Source organism: Mycobacterium sp. 236(2023) (assembly GCF_029623955.1).
Lineage (GTDB): Bacteria > Actinomycetota > Actinomycetes > Mycobacteriales > Mycobacteriaceae > Mycobacterium.
The window spans coordinates 330,547-350,217 of the sequence record NZ_JARSBP010000007.1 but is presented as its reverse complement, the minus strand read 5'-3'; the positions used below and the strand labels follow the sequence as shown (position 1 = coordinate 350,217).

Annotated in this window: 17 protein-coding genes; 2 read left to right on the top strand and 15 right to left on the bottom strand. The window is 63.0% G+C overall.

The genetic code is table 11. From position 1 onward, the window contains the following. The 5 genes from P9A17_RS26615 to P9A17_RS26595 form a co-directional block, all read right to left on the bottom strand. Positions 1-740: acyl-CoA dehydrogenase family protein (locus P9A17_RS26615; RefSeq protein WP_278041748.1), on the bottom strand; the 740-nt coding region annotated here is incomplete at its 3' end. Positions 741-757: 17 nt separating this feature from the next. Further along, complete coding sequence (locus tag P9A17_RS26610; protein ID WP_278041747.1) at positions 758-1,171, bottom strand: Zn-ribbon domain-containing OB-fold protein; 414 nt, start codon at positions 1,169-1,171, stop codon at positions 758-760. 1 nt (position 1,172) lies between these two features. Further along, complete coding sequence (locus P9A17_RS26605) at positions 1,173-1,721, bottom strand: MaoC family dehydratase N-terminal domain-containing protein (RefSeq protein WP_278041746.1); 549 nt, start codon at positions 1,719-1,721, stop codon at positions 1,173-1,175. Positions 1,722-1,754: 33 nt separating this feature from the next. Next, a complete protein-coding gene (locus P9A17_RS26600) occupies positions 1,755-2,936 on the bottom strand; it encodes an acyl-CoA dehydrogenase family protein (RefSeq protein ID WP_278041745.1) in 1,182 nt (393 codons plus the stop codon). After that, the gene (locus P9A17_RS26595) at positions 2,936-4,111 is read right to left on the bottom strand and encodes a cytochrome P450 (RefSeq protein WP_278041769.1); all 1,176 of its coding nucleotides are present in this window, start codon (positions 4,109-4,111) and stop codon (positions 2,936-2,938) included. The genes P9A17_RS26600 and P9A17_RS26595 overlap by 1 nt, the downstream gene beginning before the upstream one ends. Before the next feature lie 269 nt (positions 4,112-4,380). Here P9A17_RS26595 and P9A17_RS26590 point away from each other — a divergent pair, with 269 nt between their 5' ends. After that, positions 4,381-5,841, top strand: coding sequence for an aldehyde dehydrogenase family protein (locus P9A17_RS26590; protein ID WP_278041744.1), 1,461 nt, complete (start codon positions 4,381-4,383; stop codon positions 5,839-5,841). Then, positions 5,838-8,258 (top strand): CoA transferase, encoded by a 2,421-nt coding sequence (locus tag P9A17_RS26585; RefSeq protein ID WP_278041743.1) that lies wholly within the window; start codon positions 5,838-5,840, stop codon positions 8,256-8,258. Before P9A17_RS26590 ends, P9A17_RS26585 begins: the two co-directional genes overlap by 4 nt. A 167-nt stretch (positions 8,259-8,425) precedes the next feature. Here the strand turns inward: P9A17_RS26585 and P9A17_RS26580 are convergent, their stop codons facing one another. From P9A17_RS26580 to P9A17_RS26535, 10 genes are all read right to left on the bottom strand, one after another. Further along, positions 8,426-9,304 carry a mycofactocin-coupled SDR family oxidoreductase gene (locus tag P9A17_RS26580; RefSeq protein WP_278041742.1) on the bottom strand — a complete coding sequence of 293 codons (879 nt, stop codon included), beginning with the start codon at positions 9,302-9,304 and terminating at the stop codon, positions 8,426-8,428. Between the two features lie 97 nt (positions 9,305-9,401). Then, positions 9,402-9,899: a hypothetical protein gene (locus tag P9A17_RS26575; RefSeq protein ID WP_278041741.1), complete on the bottom strand. Its 498-nt coding sequence runs from the start codon at positions 9,897-9,899 to the stop codon at positions 9,402-9,404. Further along, positions 9,896-11,416, bottom strand: coding sequence for an MlaD family protein (locus P9A17_RS26570; protein ID WP_278041740.1), 1,521 nt, complete (start codon positions 11,414-11,416; stop codon positions 9,896-9,898). Before P9A17_RS26570 ends, P9A17_RS26575 begins: the two co-directional genes overlap by 4 nt. Continuing rightward, positions 11,416-12,600, bottom strand: a complete 1,185-nt coding sequence (locus P9A17_RS26565; RefSeq protein ID WP_278041739.1) for an MCE family protein — start codon at positions 12,598-12,600, stop codon at positions 11,416-11,418. The genes P9A17_RS26570 and P9A17_RS26565 overlap by 1 nt, the downstream gene beginning before the upstream one ends. Then, complete coding sequence (locus P9A17_RS26560; protein ID WP_278041737.1) at positions 12,597-13,988, bottom strand: MCE family protein; 1,392 nt, start codon at positions 13,986-13,988, stop codon at positions 12,597-12,599. The genes P9A17_RS26565 and P9A17_RS26560 overlap by 4 nt, the downstream gene beginning before the upstream one ends. Continuing rightward, positions 13,985-15,076, bottom strand: coding sequence for an MCE family protein (locus P9A17_RS26555; RefSeq protein ID WP_278041736.1), 1,092 nt, complete (start codon positions 15,074-15,076; stop codon positions 13,985-13,987). Before P9A17_RS26555 ends, P9A17_RS26560 begins: the two co-directional genes overlap by 4 nt. Next, positions 15,073-16,101: an MCE family protein gene (locus tag P9A17_RS26550; RefSeq protein ID WP_278041735.1), complete on the bottom strand. Its 1,029-nt coding sequence runs from the start codon at positions 16,099-16,101 to the stop codon at positions 15,073-15,075. The genes P9A17_RS26555 and P9A17_RS26550 overlap by 4 nt, the downstream gene beginning before the upstream one ends. Then, entirely contained in the window at positions 16,098-17,378 is a 1,281-nt protein-coding gene (locus P9A17_RS26545; protein WP_278041734.1) for an MCE family protein, read from the bottom strand. The genes P9A17_RS26550 and P9A17_RS26545 overlap by 4 nt, the downstream gene beginning before the upstream one ends. Further along, positions 17,375-18,496 (bottom strand): acyl-CoA dehydrogenase family protein, encoded by a 1,122-nt coding sequence (locus tag P9A17_RS26540; RefSeq protein ID WP_278041733.1) that lies wholly within the window; start codon positions 18,494-18,496, stop codon positions 17,375-17,377. The genes P9A17_RS26545 and P9A17_RS26540 overlap by 4 nt, the downstream gene beginning before the upstream one ends. Next, a complete protein-coding gene (locus tag P9A17_RS26535; RefSeq protein ID WP_278041732.1) occupies positions 18,493-19,644 on the bottom strand; it encodes an acyl-CoA dehydrogenase family protein in 1,152 nt (383 codons plus the stop codon). The genes P9A17_RS26540 and P9A17_RS26535 overlap by 4 nt, the downstream gene beginning before the upstream one ends. Between the last annotated feature and the right edge of the window lie 27 nt (positions 19,645-19,671).

Sequence of the window (19,671 nt, the reverse complement as noted above, 5' to 3'; positions counted from 1 at the left end):
AGCGCCCGCTCGGTGACGCCGATCTGAATGGCGCACAGTCCCACAAGAGCTCGCGTGTACAGAGCCCCCACAATGTCTGCGGTGTCGCCGTCGCCTCCGAGACGACGAGCGGACGCGCCCGTGAACGTGACCTCCGCGTACGGTTCACCGTCAGTCGTCTGCACGGGCGTGACAGTTACCCCCGCGGCGTCGGTGTCGACGACGAAAAGGCCCGGTCCGTCGTCGGCGAGGGCGGACACGACGATCGCGCGTGCCAGTTGTGCCGCCGGCACCAACTCCTTGGCGCCGTCGACAAGCCAGGCGTCACCGTCCCTGCGGGCGGTGGTGCTTCGCGGTCGCGCGGGGTTGGAATTGCCGGCCTCGGCCAGCGCAGCCGTCAGAATGACGCTGCCGTCGACGACGCCGGGTAGATATTTCTGCTGGATCTCTGAATCGCCATGTCGCGCAATGGTGTCCGCACCGAGCGCGAGGGTCGCGTAGACGGGCACCGGGGCGACGCTCCAGCCGACTTCCGACAGCAGGACCCCTAATTCGAGGAATCCACCTCCGGTGCCACCAACGGCTTCGGGCAGCGCAATACCCAGCAGGTCGGAGGTGGCGAGTTCGCGCCACAACGCATCGTCGTAGCGCACCTCGCCGGCTTCGAGTTCGGCGAGATGCTCAGGTGTGGCACGGGCTTCGAAGAGCTGCCGTGCCACCTTGCCGACGGTTTCCTGTTCTTCGGTGAAGGTGAAGTCCATAGTGTGTTCGCCTCGGGTCAGCCCGCGGGCCGGAACTGGTGCAGAACCAGTTCGTCGCCGCTGGGGAGTGCTTCGAAGGTCTCGTAGAAGACCTCGACGGGCATTCCGGTCTTGATATCGCCGGGTTCGATGTCGCACAGATTCGACACGATGCGCACGCCTTCGTCCAGCTCGATCAGGGCGACGACGTACGGGTACTGCAGGAACGGCAGCGGGGGGTACTGCGGCATGACGAAGCTGTACACGGTCCCGCGTCCGGTCGACACGGCGTAATCCCAGTCGAGCGATTGGCAATTCCCGCACATCGGCCGCGGCGGTACGCGCAGCTGCTGACAGTTCGTGCAGCGCTGGATGCGCAATTCACCGTCTTTGAGCCCGGACCAGAAGAAGTCGGTGTCCGGGCTGATCGAGGGTGCGAGGCGGCTGGCCATCTCAGCCTCCCGTCTTGAACCGCAGTGTGCGGAATCGCTGACGGCCCAGGACCTCATCGTCCTGGTTGCGGTACGTGGTGATCCAGGTGACGAAGAACCCGGTGCCCATAGCAGTCTTCTTCTCATCCGAGATGGTCTCGAAAACCGTTTCCGCCGTGATGTCGTCACCGACACGCGGGTATCGCTCGATCTCGAATTCGGAGTTGGTGGCGACGATGCCCGTGTAGCCCGCATCGGAGAGGAACTGCAAGGGATTCTCGCCGAGTTCGACGGGCACGCCGCCGCGGTCGTGGATGCCCTCTAGCTTGGGCGGAGCCATCGTCCAGGACTGCAGCATCACCGGCGGCGACACGATGCCCCCGTAACGTGAGCTCTTGGCGAACTCCTCGTCGAGGTAGGCGGGGTTGAAGTCGCTCAGCGCGTAGGCCCAGTGCCGAATCATGGCGGCGTTCACGGGATCCGGCGACTTCACCGGCTGTCCCGAGCTGATCGGCTGCCCGATGAGCGCATCGAGTCGCCCACGGAGCGCGTCTTTGTCGACCTCAGTCACTTGCCCGTCCTTTCATCGGTTGAGCACTTTCCGTCATGAGGCCCGCATATCGCGAGGTGCCCGTGGCATCCCGAGGCCGGCCATCGCGATGATGTCGCGTTGAAGCTCGTTGGCGCCTCCGCCGAACGTGTTGATGACTGCGAGGCGATAGGCGCTTTCCAGTTCGCCTTTCAGCGGGGCTGCGTCGTCTTTGCGGACGGCCGAGTGGCCCACGACGTCGAGCAGTTCTCCTGCCACTTGCTGGGTGAGTTCGGTACCGAAAACCTTTGCAGCCGAGGCCTCGGCCATGCCGAGCGCGCCGGTACCCATATTGGCGTTCACTCGCAGGTTGAGCAGCCGGTACGCGGAGACCTGCGCTTCGACCCGCGCTAGTGCCTGCTGTACCCAGGGTTGATCGATCACCAGGCCGTCGTCCAGTCGCGTTTCGCGTGCCCACTTCAACGTCTTCTGGAACAACGGTTCCAAAGCTCCCAGATTGCCCAGGGCCGCGCGCTCGAGATTGAGCTGGTTGGTGACCAGCTTCCATCCCTCGTTCTCGCCCAGCACGATTGCGCTCGCGGGGACACGGACATCGTCATAGAAGGTGTAGTAGGTCGACACCCCCGGCATGGTGTGGAGCGGCTTCCACGAGAAGCCTGGCGAATTGGTCGGAACGATGAACAGGGTGATGCCCTTGTGTTTCTTGGCTTCCGGGTCAGTGCGTGCGGCGAGCCAGATGTAGTCGGCGAACTCCGCGCCGCTGGTGAACATCTTGGAACCGTTGATGACGAATTCGTCGCCGTCCCGCACGGCGGTCGTGCGCAGCGAGGCCAGGTCGCTGCCGGCGCCGGGTTCGGAGTATCCGATGGCGAAGTCGACCTCGCCGCGCAGGATGGCGGGCAGGAAGGTGTTCTTCTGCTCATCGGTGCCGAATTGAATCAGCGTAGGGCCCACGGTGTTCAGCGTGATCATCGGCAGCGGCGCGTTCACCCGGCGGGCCTCCTCGCCGAAGATGTACTGCTCCATCGCGGTCAGTCCGTGGCCGCCGTATTCGGTCGGCCATGCCACTCCTAGCAGTCCGGCCGCGCCCAGCGCTCGGCGGACCTCGGTCATGGCGGCACCGCCCTCCATCAGTCCGGCGACCGCGGCCCGCCGCTCAGGCGTCATCACCGCCTCAAGGCGCTCGCGATAATCCTTGCGAAGCTGATCCTGCTCAGGCGTGTAGTCGAAGTCCATCAGACACCTGCTCCCAGTCGCACCGGCATACTCTTGACACCTGGCACCATCGTGGCGCGCAGGCGAGTGACATCACCGGTGAGCTCGATGGTCGGATACGTGCCCAGCAGCACCTCGAACATGATTCTGGCTTCCAGCCTCGCCAACTGCGCCCCCAGACAGGAATGTTCGCCGGCCCCGAAGGCGATGTGCGGGTTGGGGCTACGGGTGATGTCGAAGGATTCGGCCGTCTCTCCGAACACCGCTTCGTCGCGGTTGGCCGACCCGTACAGCATCACGATGATTTCGCCAGCCTTGATCTGCTGGCCGCGAATCACGGTGTCCTCATTCGCAGTTCGCGCCATATGTGTCACCGGACTAGTGAACCGCAGCATCTCTTCCACTGCGCTTGGCAATAAGTCGGGCCTGTCGAGCAGCAGCGCGAACTGATCGGGGTTTTCGATGAGCGCGAGCGTGCCAAGCGCAATAAGGTTGCGCGTCGTCTCATTTCCGGCGACAAGCAGCAGGAAAGAAAAATTCAGCAGATCGTCATCCGACAGGCGTTCGCCGTCGACTTCTGCCGCGGCCAAGATGCTCAGCAGGTCGTCTGAATCAGTCACCTTGCCTGCGCGGCGTGCTTCGATGAGCTCGGTGAAGTAGGCGTACAGCTCGCCAGCTGCCGCGAGCGTGTCGAGCTGGATCTCGGGGTCCGCGCTGCCCACAAACGCGTCCGACCAGGTACGAAACTGTTCCCAGTCCTCCGGCGGCGCGCCGAGCATCTCAGCGATAATGCGAGTCGGCAGCGGGGCCGCCAGTTCATCGGCGAACTCGTACTCCCGTGAAGGGTCTATCTCGGACACAATATCGGTTACCAGGCCCCGCACCTTCGCTTCCAGCAACGTTACCTGCCGTTTAGTGAACCCAGCGTTGATCAACTTACGCAGCTGCCGATGGCGGGGCGGGTCGGTAAACAGCAGACTGCCTTCGTGCACAGGCGCCTCGGGAAAAGCTGGGTCTGGAATTGTCACCCCCTTCGTGGAGGTGAACAGGCGCGGGTTCGATGAGACATGGCGGCAGTCCTCATATCTGAGCAAAGACCAGAACTTCATCTCCGAGTTCCACACCACCGGGGTGGTCCTGCGCATCTCGCGAAATGCGGCCGCAGTGTCACCGATGAAGAAATCCGGCGAGTGCAGCGGCACGTCGGTGGTCGGTCTTGAAACTGGACTCGTGGGCACGCGGATGCCTTCCTCAGGTAGGACGGCTCGGACAGATAGTGGTTATATGTCCGGCCTAACTGTGCTTACCGGAACGACACCCACCGTGTCAATCACGAAATTAGGTGCTCGCATGCATAATTGGTTGACCTTGAGCGAGGAGCGGTGTACACATCTATCTTAAATGTAGGATAGAGGCGGTTCCGTTCCGGCTCTGCGCCCACGGCAGGAAGGCTGCGTGCGAACCGATGACCCCAGCCCGTTCGCTCATCGACTCCTATGGGCACTTCATCGGCGGCCGCTGGGTTGACCCCGACAACGGGCGGTACGACGTCATGAACCCGGCAACCGAAGCCGTGATCGCCTCTGCGCCGGATGCCAGCGTCGAGCAGGTAGAGTCCGCGATCGAGGCCGCTCGTAGCGCTTTCGACACCGGTCCGTGGCCGTCGCTTGAGCCCGCTGAGCGTTCCCGCTGCCTGCAACAACTCAGCGCCGCCTTGCTTACACGAGCAGATGACATCTACGCTCTCGCGCAAGTTGAATGGGGTTGTTCAGCAAATGAGCGAATCATTCATGTCGAGGGCCCGGCGATTATGGCCGGCCACGCCGCAGAACTTGCCATGGAGCCAGTCGAGTCATCGATCCAGCCTTGGGCCGCAGCTGGGAACACCCTGCTTCGCTACGAGCCGCTCGGCGTCGTTTCAATGCTGACGCCGTGGAATTTCCCTCACACGCTGAATGTCATGAAGCTAGGCGCAGCCCTGGCAGCGGGCAATACAGTGGTGCTTAAGCCATCGCCCCTGACACCACTGGCGGCACTAGCCTTGGCGCGCATCGTCGACGAGGACACCGACATTCCGGCCGGCGTCGTGAACGTCATTACGCCGACCGGTCTAGAGGCCAGTCGTGCCCTGACCCTCGACGGGCGTGTTGACATGGTTAGCTTCACGGGAAGCTCGGCGGTTGGTCGCGAAGTGATGGCCGGTGCCGCGACGACAATGAAGCGGATCCTGCTCGAGTGTGGCGGGAAGTCGGCGTGCGTGTTCCTCGACGATGTCCACGTCACCGACGACCTGTTAGAGCGCATCCTCTTCGACAGCGTCACCATGCATGCTGGGCAAGCCTGCATTCTGAATAGTCGCTTAGTGCTTCCCAATTCACTGCACGATGACGTGGTCGCCCGGCTCGCTGAACTCGCCCGCAACGTCGTGATCGGTAACCCCGCTGATCCTGCAGTCACCATGGGCCCCCTCATCAGCCGCGAACATCTCAATCGCGTCGAGGGTTTCGTCGCGCAGGCGCAGCGCGACGGCGCCACCGTCGTGGTGGGTGGTGAACGTCCGAAGGCCCTAGATGCCGGGCACTTCTTCGAGCCCACGATCCTCACCGGTGCGGGCCGCAGTTCATACATTGCACAGGAAGAGGTGTTCGGCCCTGTTCTCACCGTGTTGCGCTACGACGATGTTGACGACGCAATAGCGATCGCCAACGACTCCGCCTACGGACTCGGCGGCGCGGTGTGGGCCACCGACGTGGACCGCGCCGTCGCTGTTGCCCGGAGGATCCGCACCGGGCAGGTGTCCATCAACGGCACAATCGCGGGGGCCGCGCCCTTCGGTGGCTTTGGGCAAAGCGGGATCGGCCGCGAAGGTGGTGTGATGGGCCTGCGCGCCCACATGGAGCCCAAAGTGATTGCGGTGCCAGCGTGAGCGGGCCCCTCGAAGGGTTGCGCGTTGTCGAGGTCGGTGGCGAGATCTCGGGTCCCTATTGCACGAAGCTATTGGTGGACCTGGGTGCCGAGGTTCACAAGGTCGAGTCGACTTGGGGTGGTGACCCGATGCGTCAGTGGGGCGCGATGTTGGGCGGCGGAGACGAACACAGTGCGCTGTTCGAGTACCTCAATGCCGGTAAGCGCGGGGCGGCGCTAGATTTTGCGTCGCCCGCTGGCCTGGCGATGTTTCGTCAACTCGTGGTCGAGGCGGATCTCCTGGTCGAGAACTTGGACCCGAAGTCTGCGGTGCGGTCGGATCTGGGGCTCGATTCAGACAGCCTGGCGCGGCTGAACCCTCACCTCACGGTGGTACGGATCTCGAGCTTCGGTCAGCACGGCCCGCTGCGGGATCGTGAGACCACCCCGCTGACGTTGCAGGCCGCTTCGGGGTGGGTCAACGAACGTGAGCCTGGCCGGGCCCCTGTGCAAGCTGGTGCTCGGATTCCTGAGTACATTGCGGGCTCCTACGCGGCGATGGGCGCATTGACCGCGTTGCGGATCGCCGCCGGCGGGGTGGATCATCCTGTGGAGGTGGATGTTTCGGCCTTCGAGACGCTGCTTTCGACGCTGCCGTACCCGATGTTGCTGGCCGAGCGCCTCATCAAGATGGGGCTGCCCGGTAACGCCAAGGGTGCGCCGATGCTGGGCATCGTCAAGGCAGCAGATGGCTGGATCGGAATCAACTGCCTGACGGGCCAGCACTGGTTGGACGTGTGCGCGATGATGGGGCTACCCGAGTTCGGCGAACACCAGATCGCGATCATGATCGGTGGCCCGGAACGCGAAGAGTTCTTCGAAAAAGCAAGGCCCTGGCTCGAATCGATGACGGTCGCCGACCTTGTCGAGTTGAGTCAGGCGTTGCGGATTCCGGCAGCACCAGTGACGGACGGAGAATCCATCCGCGGGTGTCCGCAATACGCCGAGCGCGGCTTTTTCATCGACTCCCGAAGCGAGGGGCCCACTTCCGGTCTCGTCAGGCCGGGAGCGCCCTTCCGATTGTCGAAGACACCGGTGGTGGCGCCGGGGTCTGCGCCACGTCGGGCCACGGACGGAGACGGATGGGAGAAGGCGGCAGGAAGTGGCTCTCAGCGTCGTCCCGGCGCCTTCTCGGTATCGCCTCCCGCAGACCCGGCATTGCCCTTCGCGGGGTTGAAGGTCTTCGACCTCAGCACCTTCTGGGCGGGCGCCTACCTGACCTGTTACCTCGGCGCGTTCGGAGCAGACGTCGTCAAGGTGGAGTCCATCCAGCGACCTGACGGGCACCGCTACTCGGGCTCCCTGTTGCGCGACGGCGATGATTGGTACGAGCGCGGACCCCTGTGGCAGGGAACCAATCTCAACAAGCGAGACATCACGCTCGACCTGGCATCAGAAGCTGGTCGCGAGCTTGCGCTGAAAATGGCTGCCGATGCCGATGTCGTGGTCGAGAACTTCTCACCCCGCGTCGTCGAACAGTTCGGCTTGGACTATGACTCGCTGATCAAGGTGAACCCCGACGTGGTCATGGTCCGGATGCCCGGCTTCGGGCTCGAAGGTCCATGGCGTGACTACGTGGGATGGGCACTCAACATCGAGCAGCTGTCCGGGATGTCGTCAGCGACCGGCTATGCAGATGGGCCGCCGTGCAATCTGCAGGGTCCGGCGGACCCCATCGCCGGCGTGCACGCGACCGTCGCGCTACTAGCGGCGCTGGAACATCGCTCCCGGACGGGCGAAGGCCAGCTCATCGAGGTGGCGCAGATCGAAGTGGGCGCGGCAGTGACGGCCGAGCCTGTCATCGAGTACTCGTTGACGGGCCGGGTGCGAGCGCGCGAAGGCAATCGGCACCGCATCTACGCACAAGGTGTCTATCCGACTGCTGCCGACGACGACTGGGTGGCGATCTCGGTGCGTGACGATTCCGACTGGATGGCGGTCACGGAACTTCTCGCCCAGCCGGAACACCTGGCCGACGCGCGATTCGCCACTTCGCAGGCCCGGCTGGACAACCACGATGCGTTCGATGACGTTCTCACAGCGTGGACCCGGACGTGCACATCGGAAGACGTGGTGCACGAGCTCGGCCTGCGCGGCGTACCTGCAGAACGGTTGCTCAGCGCAGATCGCATGTACGACGTCGAGCAGCTCAACGCACGTGACTTTTACCAGGAGCTCGAGCATCCGATCACCGGTCGGCATCGCTTTCCCGGCTGGCCCTTTCGCATCACTCCCGGCCCCCATCATCACCACCGGTCCGTGTCTCCAACGCTGGGCCAGCACAACAACCAGGTCCTCGGGGCGCTGGGTCTATCGGAGCGGCAGATCGAGTCCCTCCGCGAACGACACATCATCGGTGAGCATCTTCTGAATTCCTAGCACCGCTTCCGGTCATGCCGCTGCGCGGGCCTTTCGCTCGGCGCGGAGCACACCCAGGTGCATCCCAGCGAATTGGCCACGCGCTTTGAGCAGGAGCACCCGCCGTACCGATCTCAGGCGTACCGCGCGCCAGCAGGCGGCACGCCCAACGCGCTGCGAGTTGGCCCTCAGTTACCGGGCCCGTTGGGGAATTTCAAGTAGGACCCCGCATCGACTCGGATCTGCTGGCCGGTGATATAGCGGCTCTCATCGCTGGCCAGGAAGACGGCGAGGTTCGCGATGTCTTCGGGCTCGACATAGGGGATCGGCATCGCTTGAAAGTATGTGAACGCCAGATCCGCGTCCTCGCGGGTCGGCTTCTGCCCTTGGGCAACGAGGTCCGGCCGAAACACAGAGTAGATTCCGTCGTTGTGCAACAGGTCGGTATTGACATTCGTCGGATGCATCACGTTGACACGAATGAATCTGGGCGCCAAGTGAATCGCGATCTGCTCGGCGTAGTCCATTAAGGTTCGCTTGCTCCACGCATAGCCTGCGCCGCCGGGACCCATCTGCGGGCTGTCCGCGTTGCCTGGCATCATGCCCGCGGTTGAGCCGGTGATGATGATTGACGACCCTTCCGACAGGTGCGGAACCGACACGGCAACAGTGTTGAGGACACCGACCAGGTCCACGTCGGTGGCATCAACGAAATGCATCGGATCTGGCGACCCCATGGCCATTGGGAGGATGCCGGCGTTGGCGACGACGATGTCGAGTCTCCCGAAATCGACCAGCGCCGCGTCTAAGGCCTCACGCAACGCGAACCGCTCGCGTACGTCGGCCACGCGGGCATACACGCGTCGGCCGAATTCCTTGACCGACCGCTCGGTCTCACCCAGATCATCAGGCGTTGCAAGTGGATAAGGGTTGGACGTGATGTCGGCACAGATGTCGACGGCGACAATGTCCGCCCCCTCGCGGGCCATCGCCAGCGCGTGCGCGCGACCCTGGCCCCGCGCCGCCCCGGTAATGAAAGCGACTTTACCTTCGAGTCGTCCGGCCATCGTCATCCTCCGATTTCATCCGCGTGTGGAACGTGAGCGCAGTTCCTAAACTGACTGTCCGCCTGCGTTTTTGACTCCCTCGCTGCCATGGTGAGGCTTAAAGCGGACTCAGGTGGAACGGCATCTGGACCTCCACCGAGCGGTTCCTTCCGCAGGCGCCGCTCGCTGTTCGAGTTTTGTCCCAACCGGTGAGGATCGCTGGGTTGTCCGGGTCGGTCCAGAACCGATACTGCTGGCTTCCGGATGCGGCGGTGCCGTTGGGGCATGGCGCCCAGCTCTCATGTACCCGCGGCCCGACGTACCACGTTCCACTGAGAAGTTTGATCGTCGCAGTCCAGCCTGCATCGCTGACGACTTCACCCTGGCACCGTTGGAAGTTCTCGCATACGGTCGCGATGGTCCATATGTTTGTCACGGTGGGCTGGTCATAGTCCCGATCGCCCGTCTTGGACCACTTGCCATCCGACACCGCCAGGTAGTGGCCGTTGAGGGCGACGCTGTCGTCTGCCCCGGCCGGGGGCACAACGAGCACAAAGATGGCGACTATCACCGTGATCGCTGCGCCTGCGGTTCGTGTCGGCGGAATCCAACTCATCGCGTGGGACCTAACATCAGATCTTTCAACGACGGTGTGGCAATGAGATCCTGCTGCTGGTACCGAATCCCGTTGGGCGCAACGTAACTTCCCGTGCTCGGATCATATGTCGCCACCCCAAGTGCCGGCGTCGGTGGAGTGATCGGCAGCACAGGGGCAGGTGGCGGCGGCTCCGGTGGGGCTCCCGCGCGCGCAGCCCCGGGCGGCAGCGGCGTGCCCTCGACCGGCGCGTACATCCGACTGTCGGCTTCACCGGGGACACGACTGTCCAGCGGGATCCCCTGGGCAATCAAGTTGGGGTCCACCGGCGGCGGCCCCAATATGTGCTCACGCATAGCCAGCGGCACGAACGGTTTATCGCTGTCGCAGATCTCTACGGTCGGCGCCCGCTTTCCCGGATGTGCGAGACACGGCAGATTGCGAGCGCCCCGCACCGCCGTCGGGGAGTCCTGCGGCAGCTTGCAGTACAGCCCGTCGGGGGTGTCGATCGTTGTAGTGTCGGCCGGCGAACGCCACTGAGAAGGCGGAAGAAATCCAACGGTGCACGGCGGCGGGTCAGCGATTTGCGCCCTGAAGTTACCCAGAGGCATTCCCGTGTAGTTCCTGCCCTGCGACGTGCCCTGAAATGCCCCCAGCGTCGGCGGCAGCAGCACGAAGATCTGTTCCAGCGCAGGTAAATATGTGACGCCCACTTGGCCAACGCTGCTCAAATTCGCAAGAAGCACAGGCAATGTCGGTTTCACCTGATCGAGCAGGCGGGTTACCTCGTCGATTGCTGGCGGACCATCATGGAGGATGGTACGGAACTGCGGATCGTTCTCGACCAGTTGATCAGTAACGCCAGCGAGGTTCGATGCCCACGCGCGTGTGTCTTCGGCCGACTGGGCGGCGCCGTCGAGCAACGGACCGCTGTCGTCCACGAGAGCTCTCACCTGGCCTGCGACTGAGGCTGCGTCACCGCTGAGGGTGGCCGACGAGTCGATCAGAGATCCGATATCGAAGCCGGCGCCGTCGAGGCCCTGCGCCGACTCATCGATGAGCGCGGCGAGGGTCTCCTTCGGGATGCTCGCCAGCAGCTCGCTGGTCTTGTCGAGCATGGGGCCGACGGGTTGTGGCACCGATACCCGGTCGGCGGTGATCACCGACCCGTCGGTGAGATAGGGCGGTGCGGCGTCGACCGGCTGCAGGTCGACGTATTGCTCTCCCACTGCTGACATACTGCGCACCTCGACGCGCAGATTGGCCGGGATGCGGGCTGACCCCTTGATGGACAGAACAGCGTCTGCTCCTTTGCGGGTGAAGTCCACCTCGGTGACCTTGCCGACCTGAACGCCGCGGTAGGTCACGTTCGCGAACCTGTACAGCCCGCCCAGTTCGGGGAGCTGCAGTGTGACGCTCATGCGCCCCACGCCCAGCAGCGTTGGCAGCTGCACGTACCCAAGCAGCATCACTGTGATGCCGACGACTGAGGCGACGGAGAAGATGATGAGCTGGATTCGTACCAAGCGGGACAGCATTAACCCTCTCCCGCCGTTGGTTCGGTTACCGCGGGCTGTTCAGCTTGAGGGGCAACGGTTTCCGCGGGCGGGATCGCGAGCGGGACCGTGAGCGGATCATGCGCGTAATAGGCGTCATAGCCGCTGTCACCCGGTGCCGGGACCAGCGGAACGTAGGGATTGGCCCATCGAGTGCCTGACAGCAGTGTCCGCTTCAGCCTGTTTACGGTCAGGTCGATGGTGATGAACAGGTTCATATAGTCGCCATGCACGCCGCGGTCGATGATGTTCTGGCTGAACGGCGACACCGTGGTGTGTGCGATGGCGCTGCCGATCTCCGGGCCGACGTCGGCCAGCGCACGGACGGTCGGACCAAGGTTCTGCAGCGTGGCGATGAGGTCCCCCTCAGCCTCGTTGACGACCGTGGTGGTGGTATCGCTGAAGTCACCGAGCCGGTTGAGCGCTTCGGTGATGCGGGGCCGCTGCGCTATCAGGACATCGAGAGCGGGGGGCAGATCTCTGAGCGCATCCGATACCGCGTCGCGCTGTCGTGCGACTGTCTCGGCGAGTCGGTTCATCGTCTGGATGGAGGCGACGACATTCTCTTTCTGGCTGTCGAACACCCCGACAAGTCGGTCGAGCCGTCCGAGAAGCTCGCGGACCTCCTGTTCGCGCCCGCCGAGGGCGGCGTTCATATTGCGCACGATGTCACCGATTTGTCCCAGGCCACCGGAGTTGACCAGCACCGAGACCGATGCGAGTGTTTCCTCGGTTGACGGATAGGTGAAGGTGTCATCGAGCGGTACCGTGGAGCCGGGCCGTAATCGACCGACGGGCTGTTCGCCGACCGGCGGGTTCAAGGACAGGTGCATCGATCCGAGCAGGCTCGTCTGCCCGACCGCTGCCAGGGCGTTGCTCGGCACGGCCACGCCGGGTTTGACCGTGAATTGCACGTCGGCAGTCCAATCCGAAGCAGTCAGTGTCTTGATGCTTCCAACCACGACGTCGTCGATCATGACCGGTGAATTAGGTTCCAGTGAACCGATATTCGCAAGCTTGGCGTGAAAAGATTGCGCGCCGTCGCCTCGCCCGACCGTGCCGGGCAGCGGCAGTGAGTTCACCCCCTGGAACGCGCAACCGACGCTGCCGGGCGCAAGGCAGCACGCAACCACGACGATCGTTCTGAAGACGCGGCGAATGATCACGGTGCTGGTGTTCCTTCGGGAGTCGAGGTAGGCGGCATTGCGCGCGGGGGCCCTTCAGCTGGCAGTAAGGGGCCCGGGGGCTGGGGCGCCAACGTGGTTGAGGGCAACATCATCTCGGGAAAACTCGTTGCCTGCGGGGGCGCGATCACATCGCCGCCCATCCCGGTAAAGGCAGATACCGACGGCGGTGTCTCCGGAGGCTGCGGTGCGGGACCGGCCCCACCTGGTGCCAGGCTAGCGTCGGTGTACCTCATCAGTTCCGGCGGCGGCATCGCGCTAATTACGGGATTCACCGGGAACGGTAGGCCGTTGAAGTTCAACAGTCGCAGGCCGGGCCCGAGATACTGGGCGCAAAGCTTCGCGGTTTCAGGTGCGGTGGTGTTCTCCACGGCGCCAAGAGCAGAACAGATCAACGCGACTGGGTTGGCGAAGTTATTGAAGGCGAACGCCCCGTTGATTGAACCGTCACGAGGATCGAAGAAGTTGTAGGTGTTGGCGAGGCCAGTCGGCGCCATGTGCAACAACTGCTCGAGATCTCTGCGGTGATCGACGAGATTCTGGGTGACGTCCGCGAGTCCCCGAATCTGCTCCGCAGTCTTGTCTCGCGTGCCAGCGATGAAACGCTGCACATCTGCCACCACGTCGGCGACATTGGTCAGTGCCGCGTCGAGGTCGGAGCGCGACCCCTCGAGAACACTTGTCAGAGTTGCCAGCCGATCCTGGAACTGAACGATCTGAGTGTTGCTGTCTCGCAACGTTGTGATGAACGTCTGGAGGTTGGCGATGATATCCACGATGTTGCCGCCGCCCTGCGCGAGCACACGGCCAACCCCGGACAGCTGTCGAAGCGTCTCGCGCAGCTTCTCACCATTGTCGCCCATCGCCGCCGCCGTCGAGTCGATGAAACGCGACACCGAGGTGCCCTCAGCGCCCACCGTCGGCCCCAATTCCGTTGCTAATCTGGTTATTTGACGCTTGACCTCGTCCCACTCCACAGGCACGGCGGTGCGCGTGACGGGGATCTCGGCACCGTCACCCAGAGTGGGTCCCGGTCCCCGATACGATGGCGTGAGCTGGACGTAGCGTGCAGAGATCAGGTTCTGTGCCACGATCACAGCTTGCGCGTCGGCGGGGATCGGTACCGCGTGGTCGACTGTCATCGACAGTCGCACCACCGCCCCGTCGGCGTCGATCGTCTCGATTTGTCCCACCTCTACGCCGGCCACCCGTACCTGGTCGCCGGGATAGACGCCTGTCGCCGTGGTGAACATAGCTGTGATCCGGATTGGGCTGCGAACGATGCCGGTGACCAGCACCAGAGCAGCCGCCATGGCGCATGCCAGGAGCATCACTAGTGTTGCACGCCACAACCATGCCCGCCCAGTCATCGCGGCGGCTGCGGGGTCAGGGGGATCCCGTTGAACGGGAGGTCAAGTTCGGCCCGTGGGCCTGCGTCATCGGGCGGGTGGCCCGCCTCGACGCCGCGGCGAAAGCCAAAGGCGTAGTCCAGGAATGGCTGCAGCACGGAGGCGGGTATCAGGTTGGGGACAAATGCTTGATAGAAGGGTCCGTTAGCGACAATCTCGCTGAGGGTCGTCTGATACTTGGTCAGACCCGGGAGAGCCTTGGCGATGTTGTCGCGGTTCTTCTCCAGCATCGCGTTGAGTGTGTTGAGCTTGTCCAGCGTCGGCGCCAGTTCCGCCTCGTTGTCGGCGATCATCCCCTTGATGTGCAACGCCAGTGCTGAGGTGTCGGCGAGCAAGTTCGCGATCGCCTGCCGTCGCTCGACAAGAACAGCCAGCAGGTCATTGGCATTCAAGATCAGGGAGTTCGCCTCGTTGCTCCGTTCCGCGAGCACGGTGGTCACCTTGTCGGTGTTGGCGAGGAGTTGAGTGAGATTCTCGTTGCGGCCGTTGATCGAGGAGGACAGTCGGCTGAGCCCGTCGAAGGTGGGGCCGAGTTCTGGTGCGATCTGCCCAATCGTCGTGGCCAACGTGTCGAGTGACTGGTTGAGCGACGCGGTGTCAGTACCCGCGGTGTTCGCAGTGAACTCATTGACAGCTTGCGTCAACGAATATGGCGATGCTGTCCGCGAAGTCGGTATCACCTGCAGCGGACGCATCGTGGTGGCACCGGCAGGTTCAAGGGTCAGCACACGCTGTCCAAGGAGGGTTCCGGTCCGAATGTGCGCAGTCGTATCGGTCCCCAGGGTATGTCCGCCATCGACGGTGAACGTCACCAGTGCATCACCCTCGTGCCACGAAATATCGGACACTGAACCAACTTTGACGCCCGAAATCCTGACTTCGTCGCCTACGGCGAGACCGCCGGCATCCAGGAATTCTGCTTGGTATCGCAGGGACGCGGCCCAGGTGATGATGCGTTCGGGCTGCAGACCGACGGCGATCACGAGCACAATCAGCACGAAGCCGAGAACTCCGGCCCGCATCATCTTCGAATGGCGGTATTTGATCATTGGGGTTCGGCGCACCTTCCCTCGGTTTGTTTGGTCCAGGGAAACTCCGCCGTGCGCCCCTCCAGGTCGCTGACCCGAAAGGAGAGTCCGCACAGGTAGTAGTTGATGAAGGTGCCGTAGGAGCCGATGCGCGCCAGTTTTCGATAGTTCTCCGGGGCCCGCGCCAGCGCGGTGTCGATGCGGTCCAGTTGGGCGTCGAGGTTGGGGGCCAGCCGATTGAGTTGATCAATAGTCTCGGCCAGGGGCGGGCGTGCCTGTCCCAAAAAGGATGTCAGGGAGGCGGTACCGTTGCTCAGGGCTTCGATTGCTTCGCCGATGGGTTCACGCTCAGTGCTGAGTTCGCTGACAAGGTGATGCATGCGCTCGAGGGTCGCCGAGAATTGGTTGCCGTCCCGCGCCAGCGTCGCCATCGCAGTATTGAGGTGATCAATAAGATCTTGGACAATCTGGCCGTTGTCAGCCAGGGTGTTGGTAAATGACGAAGTCCTGGAAAACAGAGACTCCACCGTGCTGCCCTGACCTTGCAGAATTTCAATCAAAGAGGCGCTGAGCGCGTTGATCTCGTCGGGCTTCAGCCCTTGGATAACTGGTTTCAGTCCCCCGAGTAGTTGGTCCAGGTCAAGAGCTGGGACCGTGCGGTCAACATCGATCCGTGACCCCGCCGATATCGCGTTGGTCGCCCCCGGGGTGTCGATCAACGCGAGATAACGGTCGCCGACCAGATTGAGGTAGCGAGCGGCGACTTTCGTGCCGCTGGTGAGGACGGTGCTGCGGTCGGCGTCGAATGCTACGAGGACCGTATTGTCTTGCTGGAGATCAACCGACGTAACCGTGCCGACTCGAACGCCCGCTACGCGTACCGAATCGCCGCTCTTCACATCGGAAGCGTCGGTGAACACCGCGGTGTAGTTATTCACCGAACCCGATCGGTAGTCGCCGAATATCAAGAACAAGCCTGCCGTGAGTATCGTCATCACGACGACGAACGCCCCGAACTTCGGGTAGGCCCGGTTTATGCGCCTCATCCTGGCTGCCCGATCTGTGCGCTGTTTCGTGGGGGGCCGTCAATGTGCCCGAAGAGCATCTCCTTGAGTCCGGCCGCGTTGAGGACGATGCCCGAATTGCCGTACTTCCAAGGATTGGCGCCCGTGTCGGCCACCAACCAGGGGAGGCGCGATTCCTTGGGTAGTACCGGTAGTCCGCCACACTGTGAACCCCCGGTCGCTGCAACCTTCGGTAGGTCACCGGGGTAGCGGTACCGTTCCACCCCAAAGGAGAAACTCGTCAGCACTTCCGCGCCGGCATTCTTCAGCGGTGGTATTTTGGAGTTCACCAATTGTGTTGTCAGCGCGCAATTGAGCGCCTCGTTGTATTTATTGGTCAGCCCCGTGATCGGATTGAGCAGGCGCAGCGTGTCCACTAGGGCCACCCGATTATCGACCAGGACAGGTTCTCCGGTATCCGCCAGTCCGATGACGCTGGTGAGCATCTGGTCGAGAGCGTCCTGTTCGGTTACCAGTGTTTGGCTCATCGTCGAGGCATTCTGTGCAACGACGAGCAGATTTGGTGCCGCATCGGCGAATGCGTCGAAAACTTCGGGTGCAGTCTCGATGTCGCGCGCAAGATTGGGCAGACTCGGATCCAGTTGCGCCAACAACTGATTCAAGTCAGACAGGCCACGTCCCATCGTCGCACCGCGCCCGTCGAGCCCGCTGGACAGGGCGCTCAGAATCTTGTTGAGTTTGTCGGGTTGGATCGTTGACAACACCGAGCGCAGACGCTCGAACACGGTGTTGACCTCTACCGTGACGCGTTCGGCAGTGATCACCTGGCCGGCGGTCATCGGCTCGAAATCGGTTACCTCGTCAGGGGCTTTGAGCTGGACGAATTTGGCTCCGAACACCGTCGACGACGCGATGTCGACCTGGGTGTTCGACGGAATGTCCTGCAGCATGTCGGGGTTCATCGCCAAAGTGAGCACTGCGGTGCCGTCGGCCCGGTAGTCGATCGCCTTGACCGTGCCCACCTGCGCGCCGTGCATCTTGACCTTGGCGTCGGGATTCATGACCAACCCGGCACGATCCGAGATCACCGTGACGGCAACGGTTTCGGTGAATCTTCCGCCGAACAGGCTGATCGCGAAGAACACGATCACGACCAGCGCTATGACCAAACCCAAACCGGCGAGTGGGCGAATGTAGTGCGAGACGCCGAAGTGGCGGCCGGAAGATGCCGCTAGCGGTGCTGCGCTGCTTGAGGTTTCGGACCTGTGTATCGGTCCCGGGCCGAGGTTCCTGCTCAACTCGTCACTCCCATGCCCAACGGTTGCGCGAGATGAGGGAGGATCTCGGCGATGAGTGCGGCGCCGATTTCCCGCTGATAGGCCGTGGGCCGGCCGAGGAAAGAGCTCCAGTCGAGCAGGCGCCGAAGATACAGGTGCGCGTCGTGCTCCCAGGTGTATCCGATCCCGCCAAGTACCTGGATGGCGGTGTCACCCACCTCGGCCAGAGTGCCCGACATTCCCTTCAGCCTGGCTGCCGCCAGGTGCCGTTCCGGCGATGGTCCTGACGCGGATGCCCACAGGGCGTGCAGGACGCCGCTGCGTATGAGTTCCACGGTCTCGAGCATGTCGACGCAGAGGTGCTGAACTGCCTGGAAGGCACCGATCGGTTGCCCGAATTGGTGGCGCACCTTCGTGTAGGCGACGGTTTCATCCAGCACCGCCCGCGCCGCACCCAGTGCTTCGGCCGCAGTCGCGATGAGTACGTCATCGGTTACTGCAGCCAGGGATTCGGCTGCGATATGACCGAGGTCGCGGCCGGGCACTCCGTCGAGCTTCACGTGATACCGCCGCCGCGTGTGGTCGATGCCTGGGACCCGTTCGGTATGGAGGTGCCGATGCTCGGCCTCGACGGCGAAAACCCTGAAGTCTTGCTCCGCGATGATAGGGATCAGCAGGAGGTTGGCGGTGCTGGCGTCGGGCACGTGGTGTAGTTCACCCGACAAAGTTGTGCCGGTGTGGCTGTCGAGCGATACCCCGGGTGCCTCCAATGCTGAGGTCACAATGAGCGTTCCGTCGGCGATGCCCGCATAGAGTTCTGCCGGAGGTTCGAGCAGTTGGTCGAGCAGTCGCACCGAAAGCACCGCGCATGATGTCCACGGCCCCGGGTGTAGGACGGCGCCGAGCTCTTCAAGAACCATGCCTGCTTCGACCATCGTCAGCCCTGCGCCGCCCAGGCGTTCTTCAACCAGCAATCCTGTCGTGCCCAAGTCAGCCAGACCTCGCCAGATCCCCGACGACCCTGCGTGGTCAGGGTCTGCGGCAGATCGTGCATGTTCTTCGGCACCGGCGTGATCAGCAAGGAAGGACCGCACCGTCGCCCGCATGGCGTCCTGTTCGGCGGACAGTTCGAGGTTCATCGTCGCGGCATCCCCAGGACCCGCTGAGCCGTGATGTTCTTGCTCACCTGAGTGGTCCCCCCCGCGATGGTCAGCGCTCTAGCGGACAGACGCTGATGCGCCCACTGCCCTCCGAAGACGTGGTGACCGAGCAGTTCGTAACCCAAAGCTGCCAGATCCTGGCCGACCTCGCCCCACGTCGATTTGGCCAGGCTGGCCGTTGCTCCGACGTCACCACCGCTCATCACTGCCGAAACGGCGCGCAGACAGAGTATTTCGAGATTATTGATGCGAATTGCGAGCTCTCCCAGCCGGCATTGCACCGTTGGGTCGCTCAAGACACTCGTATCGCGCAGCTGACCGAGATCGGTCACCAAATCGCGTAACCGCTGACGCATCTCGACGTACAACTGTGCCGCTGCGGCACGTTCGTGGTCCAAGGTCGTCATGGCCACCTGCCAGCCACCGTTCAGCGGTCCGAGAATTGCGTCGGCAGACACCCGGACATCGTCGAAGAAGATCTCCGCGAAGTCAGCATCCCCATTAATGCTGACCAGCGGACGCACCCGGATACCAGGGGTCGACATGTCGACGATAAGGCAGGAGATACCCTGGTGGCGGGGGGCATCGGGGTCAGTGCGGACATAGAGTTGGCACCAGTCGGCGCGGTGACCCAATGAGGTCCAGATCTTCTGGCCGTTGATCACGAAGTCCTCACCGTCACGTACTGCTCGGGTGCGCAGCGACGCCAAGTCGGAGCCGGCATCGGGCTCCGACATTCCCTGGCACCAAATGTCCTCTGATCGAGCCATTCTCGGCAGCAGAGTCTGCATCTGTTGCTCGGACCCGTACAACATGATCGCGGGCGCAATGTTGCTGATCCCGATCAGGTTCAACGGGGCCGGTAGGCCAGCCCGTGCCGCCTCTTCGGCGTAGGCAAGCTTTTCGAGCGCGCCGGCATCCCGGCCCCCGAGCGCTTTTGGCCAAGAGATCGCTGCCCAACCTGCGTCGGCGACCGCTGCGTCCCAGGATCGAAGTGTCTGGAATGCCTGGTCGCAGCGGCCCCGGTGACGGTCTGCTTCGATGACTTCGTCGTTAAGGTTATCTGCGAGCCAGGCCCGAAACTCCGCGCGCAGATGCTGCGCATTCTCTGGATAGCTGAAGTCCACCGATCTGCCCTGTCTGTGGTACCAATT

Coding starts and splice junctions, on each gene's coding strand:
- P9A17_RS26610 (WP_278041747.1), bottom strand. CDS start 1,171: ATGGCCAGCCGCCTCGCACCCTCGATCAGCCCGGACACCGACTTCTTC.
- P9A17_RS26600 (WP_278041745.1), bottom strand. CDS start 2,936: ATGGACTTCGACTACACGCCTGAGCAGGATCAGCTTCGCAAGGATTAT.
- P9A17_RS26590 (WP_278041744.1), top strand. CDS start 4,381: ATGACCCCAGCCCGTTCGCTCATCGACTCCTATGGGCACTTCATCGGC.
- P9A17_RS26580 (WP_278041742.1), bottom strand. CDS start 9,304: ATGGCCGGACGACTCGAAGGTAAAGTCGCTTTCATTACCGGGGCGGCG.
- P9A17_RS26575 (WP_278041741.1), bottom strand. CDS start 9,899: ATGAGTTGGATTCCGCCGACACGAACCGCAGGCGCAGCGATCACGGTG.
- P9A17_RS26570 (WP_278041740.1), bottom strand. CDS start 11,416: ATGCTGTCCCGCTTGGTACGAATCCAGCTCATCATCTTCTCCGTCGCC.
- P9A17_RS26560 (WP_278041737.1), bottom strand. CDS start 13,988: ATGACTGGGCGGGCATGGTTGTGGCGTGCAACACTAGTGATGCTCCTG.
- P9A17_RS26555 (WP_278041736.1), bottom strand. CDS start 15,076: ATGATCAAATACCGCCATTCGAAGATGATGCGGGCCGGAGTTCTCGGC.
- P9A17_RS26550 (WP_278041735.1), bottom strand. CDS start 16,101: ATGAGGCGCATAAACCGGGCCTACCCGAAGTTCGGGGCGTTCGTCGTC.
- P9A17_RS26540 (WP_278041733.1), bottom strand. CDS start 18,496: ATGAACCTCGAACTGTCCGCCGAACAGGACGCCATGCGGGCGACGGTG.